This window comes from Cellulomonas sp. (assembly GCF_035634735.1).
In the GTDB taxonomy this organism is placed as follows: Bacteria; Actinomycetota; Actinomycetes; order Actinomycetales; family Cellulomonadaceae; genus Cellulomonas.
In genome coordinates this window covers 1-5,020 of sequence record NZ_DASQCJ010000183.1, presented here as the reverse complement: position 1 = coordinate 5,020, position 5,020 = coordinate 1, and the positions used below count along the sequence as shown (strand labels likewise).

Genomic DNA, 5,020 nt, shown 5'->3' with positions numbered 1-5,020 from the left:
CCCGGTGGGGTAGGCGCCCGAGTAGGCGCACGCGCTCACCATGCCGAGCGGGTACGTCGCGCCGGGGTGCGTGTTCCCCACCTGCGGCTTCGGCCACCACCAGGTGGCGGCGAGCCCGGACTGCGGGGGCAGCGCCGTGGCGTCGGTGCCGATGAACGGGTCGACGTGCTCGAACACCGGCCTCCCCTCCCGTCGCGTCCGGCCGCCCGGGCGCGTCCGCGCGACCGGTGGGGGGAACGTACGCGCCGAAGGTGTCCGGACGGTTACGGCGCGCCAGCGGATCCGGGTGCGGGCGCGGCCGGCAGGGCTGCGGCGTCGGCTGGTCCGAACGGGGGACCTGGGGCGCGCCGGGTCATCACGTGACGCCGAGCGACCGAGAGGGAGTGCATGACCGAGGCGCAGCCGCTCCCGCCCGCCGGGTGGTACCCCGACGGGGTGACGCCCGCGGTGCTCCGCTGGTTCGACGGCGCGGCCTGGACCGAGCACACCGCGCCGGACCCGGCGGCGCAGGCCGCAGCGCCCGCCCCGGCCCCGGTGCCGGCCGCCTCGCCGCTGCCCGCCGGTCCCGTGCCGGACGCCCCCGTGCACCGGCCGCCGGGTGCGCACGCCGCCCGCTCGGCGGGGGCCCCGGCGCACGCGCGGCACCCGACGGCTGCCGGGGCGGCGGTCGCTGGGGGCCCGTACGCCGCGCAGCCCGTCCCCGCGCTCGCGGGCGTGGGCGTCGCCGGGGCGCACGCCGGCCCGGCGTACGCCGCCGCGGGGCCGCACGCGTCGGGCCCCGGCTACGCCGCGGCGCCGGGGACCGTCTGGTACCCCGAGCCCGCCCGCCTCGGCGCCGACCCGCGCGACCCCGTGCACTGGTTGCTGCCGACCGGCCGGTCCTGGCAGTCGATCGTCGCCGGCTACGTCGGGCTGCTCGCGCTGCTGATCTGGCCGCTCGGCCCGTTCGCGGTCTGGTTCGGGCTGTGGGCGCTCCGCAAGGGCTCGACCGGCGGCCACGGCCGCGGGCGCGCGGTGTTCGCCGTGGTCGTGGGCGCGGCCGCCACCGGGCTGCTCGCCTACCTGCTCGCCTCGGGTGCCCTGACCACCTGAGTCCGGCCCCGGCGGGCGTCAGCCCCAGGACCCGCGCGCGTACTGCACCGGCCAGCCGGTCGGCTGGCCCGGCAGCACGGTCGCGGCGGCGTCGCCCGCGTGCTCGAGCGTGGGCGTCTTGTCGTCCAGCGCGTGCGCCGCGCGCAGCGGCCAGTGCGGGTCGAACAGCGCCGGGCGGCCGAGCATGACGACGTCGGCGGAGCCCTCGGCGAGGACCTGCTCGGCCTGCTCCGGCGTCGTGATGAGCCCGACCGCGGAGGTCGCGACGCCCGCGGTCTCGCGGATCGTGCGGGCGGCCGGCACCTGGTACCCCGGGCCGACCGGGATGCTCGCGTGCACGTTGCCGCCGGTCGACACGTCGACGAGGTCGACTCCGTGCGCGCGCAGCCAGACCGCCACCTGCGCGACGTCCTCGACCGTGAGGCCGCCGTCGGTCCAGTCGGTGGCGGAGACGCGCACCAGCAGGGGGCGGTCCTCCGGGAGGACCGCGCGGACCGCGTCGACGGTGTCGAGCAGCAGCCGGGCACGGCCGGCCAGGTCGCCGCCCCAGGCGTCGTCGCGGCGGTTCGACAGCGGCGACAGGAACTGGTGCAGCAGGTAGCCGTGCGCGGCGTGCACCTCGACCAGGTCGAAGCCGGCGTCGAGCGCGCGTCGGGTGGCGGCGGCGAACTGCCCCGGCACCGCGGCGACCTGCTCCGGCGTCATCTCCTGCGGCGCGGCGTACCCGTCGAACGCGACGGCCGACGGCGCGACGGTGTCCCAGCCCCCGGCGGCGGCCGGGACGGTCCCCGCCCCCTCGCCGAACCCGCGGTAGGTCGAGGCCTTGCGGCCGGCGTGCGCGAGCTGGACGCCGACGACGGCGCCGCGGCTGCGGACGAAGTCGGTGATGCGGCGCCACGCCGCGACGTGCTCGTCGCCCCAGATGCCGACGTCCTGCGGCGAGATGCGGCCCTCGGGGACGACCGCGGTCGCCTCGGCGAGCACCAGGCCGAAGCCGCCGACGGCGCGGGCGCCGAGGTGCGCGAGGTGCCAGTCGGTGGGCACGCCGTCGCCGTCCGCGGAGTACTGGCACATCGGCGCCAGCCAGACCCGGTTGCGGAAGGTGGTGCCGCGCAGCGTCAGGGGGCTCATCAGGAGGCTCACGAGAGCATCGAACCCCGCCGACCGGCCGCGTCATCCCGGCGCCGCGCGCTCGTGACGCAGGTCACACCCGCACGCGGGCGGGTCCGGCGGTCAGCGCGCGACGTCGAGCCAGGCCAGCAGCACGTTGCCGGCCGTGAGCAGCCCGAGGACCAGCAGCCCCAGCCGCAGCATCCCGTCGCCGACGGCGCCGCGGCGGGCGAGGGGCGCGGAGCGGTCGGGGGCGTCCTCGGCCTGGCCCGCGTGCAGGCCGGCCACCTCGCGGTTGGCGGGCTGGGCGTACCGAGGGGCGGCGGTCCGGGCGGCGCCGGCCCCCGGTGCCGCCGGGTCGGCCGCGGCGTCGACGGCGCGCTCGGCGCCGGCGGGCGCGTCGGGCCGCCACACCGCGGCGGGACGGAACACGTCGTCCACCGTCAGCTGCTCGGGGCTCGCGGCCCCGCCGAGCTCGGCGGCCAGGTACTCGGCCACGAGCGTCACGTCCTCCGGGGAAAACACGCCCGGCAGCGCGGCGAGGTGCGCCGCGAGCTGCGGTTCGCCCACGGCCGTCGCGCCGCCCCGCACCGCGGCGGGCTCCAGGTCGCGGCCCCCGAGCGACACCACGGCGAGCACGGCCCGCCGGTGCGCCGGGGCGAGCAGCGCGGTGACGGCGCCCGCCGCGTCGGCGACCGCCGCGACGTCCGCCGTCCGGCCGTAGCCGCGGTGGCGCAGCGTGCCGTCGTGCGCTGAGACCTCGCCCGCCCAGCGGAGCGTCTCGACCACGACGACGCCGCCGGGGCCGACGGCCACGTGCTCGACGGTCGCGTCGGTGCTGCCGGGCCGGTGCAGGTCGTGCAGCACCACCCAGCCGGCGGCCTCCGCGTCGGCGAGCGCCCGGCGCGAGCCGACCGCCTCGGCGGCGTCGGTCAGCCAGGTGTCGAACCAGTCGTCGGAGCGGTCGGCCTCGGGGCGCGCCGAGGGCACACCGGACACCCGGCGCGCCGTGCGCCAGAGCCCCCGGCGACGCGCGCGCCGCGCGTGCTCGGTGCCGGTCCCCTGCTCCACACGGGACCTATCGACACGTGGAGGCCCGGTGCTGAGCGGAACGGCCCATCCCGGTGCGGCGGAGGGAGACGCCCGTCCGCCGGGCCCGCTGCGCCGTCCGGATGAACCGGCGCGGATCCGCCCCCCCGCGGCCGTTGCCCGGTGCAACGATCCGCGTGCTCCGCGCACCGGATGCACCGGGCCGCCGCCCGGACCGAGCCAGCCACCCGAGGTGACCATGCGCTTCAACCCGCCGCCGTCCTGGCCGCAGCCGCCCGCGGGCTGGACCCCGCCGCCCGGCTGGCAGCCGGACCTCGCGGACCTCCCGCCGCTCCCGGTGGGCTGGCAGCTCTGGCTGCCGGACGACGGCCCGGCCCCGGGCACCGCCCCGGCCGCGGGCTGGCCCGCCGGCCCCGCGATCGCCGGTCCCCCGACCGCCGGCGCCGTCCCCGGGCCCGGGTATCCCGCGCCGGCGGCGTTCCCCCAGCCCACGGCGTTCGGGTCGTTCCCCGTGCACGCCCCCGAGGAGGCGCTGCACGCGCGCCGCGGGGCCACCCGGACGTTCTGGATCGGGGTCGCCGTGCTGGTCGGCGCGACCGTGAGCACGATCCTCGCGTCCGGCGACTCGGGCGGGATCATCTGGACCGGCGGGTTCATCTTCGGGCTGGTCCTGTTGATCCGCGCCGTGGTCGCCTACCGGGGCGCGCGGCGGCTGGGCGCCCCGGCGTACTCGGCGCGTGGCTGGCTCGGCGCGGCCGGCGGGCTCGTCGCGTGCGTGGCCGTGGGCGCGGTGGCCGTCGTCTCGTACGCCTCGCCGGGCACGGTGCTGCCGCACGTCGCGACCGGGGTCGGCTCGTGCTGGAACCAGGCGGACGACGAGTACCTGGAGGCCGTCGACTGCGGCGACCCGCACGCGTTCCTCGCCGTCGAGCAGGTCGCGGTCCTCGACTCGTGCCCGGTCGAGGCCGCCTGGTACGTGGAGGCGGACGACAGCGGCTACCTCTGCCTGCGCGAGGACGCCTGACAGCCGAGGACCGCCGACCCTAGGCTCGGCGCATGGCCGCCCTGCGCGACGTCGTCGTCGACTGCCGGCACCCCGCCTCGCTCGCGCGCTGGTGGGCCGGCACCCTCGACGGCTACCGCGTGGCGCCGTACGACGAACCCGAGCTCGCCCGGCTGCGCGCCGCGGGGATCGACGACCCCGAGGACGACCCGACGGTGCTGGTCGAGCCGGCGGGGCCGGGGCCGCGGATCTGGTTCCAGCGCGTCCCCGAGCCGAAGACGGTGAAGAACCGCGTGCACCTCGACCTCACGGTCCCCGACCTGGCGACGGCCGTCGCGGACCTGGTGGCGCGCGGCGCGACGCTGGTCGCCGAGCACGACGGCTGGACGGTGCTCGCCGATCCCGAGGGCGACGAGTTCTGCGTCTTCCCGGCCTGACCGGAGGGCGGGCTGGCTCGTCGAGCGGGTGCCGAGTCCTCCACAGGCGCGGTGGTGGTGTTCGGTCCCCAGGGCTCCGGTTCGTCGCGGGGGTCGTGTGGGTGACCGTCGGTAGTGTTGCTTTATGGCATCTGACCTGCAGGAACACCCGGACGGCGACGTGGTCGCCGCCCCGGTGCTGCCGGTCTACGCGCCCGACGGGACGTGCGTGACCGACTTCGGCCCGGACCCGGTGGTGGCGGCCGGGCGGGCGCCGCGGACCAGTGAGCAACGGCAGGTCGAAGCCATCGCGTCCTGCCCGCCCGGACCCGAGCTGGACGCGTGGCTG

Annotated in this window: 6 protein-coding genes; 4 read left to right on the top strand and 2 right to left on the bottom strand. The window is 78.5% G+C overall.

Annotated features, from left to right (window positions below):
- Nucleotides 1–387: 387 nt before the first annotated feature.
- Entirely contained in the window at nucleotides 388–1,092 is a 705-nt protein-coding gene (locus tag VER05_RS15100) for a DUF2510 domain-containing protein (RefSeq protein ID WP_324846157.1), read from the top strand.
- 18 nt (nucleotides 1,093–1,110) lie between these two features.
- On the opposite strand, the gene VER05_RS15095 is transcribed toward VER05_RS15100, so the two are convergent.
- Both VER05_RS15095 and VER05_RS15090 read right to left on the bottom strand, forming a co-directional pair.
- Nucleotides 1,111–2,235, bottom strand: coding sequence for an NADH:flavin oxidoreductase/NADH oxidase (locus VER05_RS15095; RefSeq protein ID WP_414647636.1), 1,125 nt, complete (start codon nucleotides 2,233–2,235; stop codon nucleotides 1,111–1,113).
- Nucleotides 2,236–2,325: 90 nt separating this feature from the next.
- A complete protein-coding gene (locus VER05_RS15090; RefSeq protein WP_324846156.1) occupies nucleotides 2,326–3,273 on the bottom strand; it encodes an NERD domain-containing protein in 948 nt (315 codons plus the stop codon).
- Between the two features lie 211 nt (nucleotides 3,274–3,484).
- On the opposite strand from VER05_RS15090, the gene VER05_RS15085 reads away from it, so the two are divergent.
- The 3 genes from VER05_RS15085 to VER05_RS15075 form a co-directional block, all read left to right on the top strand.
- Nucleotides 3,485–4,276: a hypothetical protein gene (locus VER05_RS15085; RefSeq protein WP_324846155.1), complete on the top strand. Its 792-nt coding sequence runs from the start codon at nucleotides 3,485–3,487 to the stop codon at nucleotides 4,274–4,276.
- 32 nt (nucleotides 4,277–4,308) lie between these two features.
- Nucleotides 4,309–4,692, top strand: coding sequence for a VOC family protein (locus VER05_RS15080; RefSeq protein WP_324846154.1), 384 nt, complete (start codon nucleotides 4,309–4,311; stop codon nucleotides 4,690–4,692).
- Nucleotides 4,693–4,816: 124 nt separating this feature from the next.
- On the top strand, nucleotides 4,817–5,020 hold a 204-nt coding region (locus VER05_RS15075), incomplete at its 3' end, for a hypothetical protein (protein WP_324846153.1).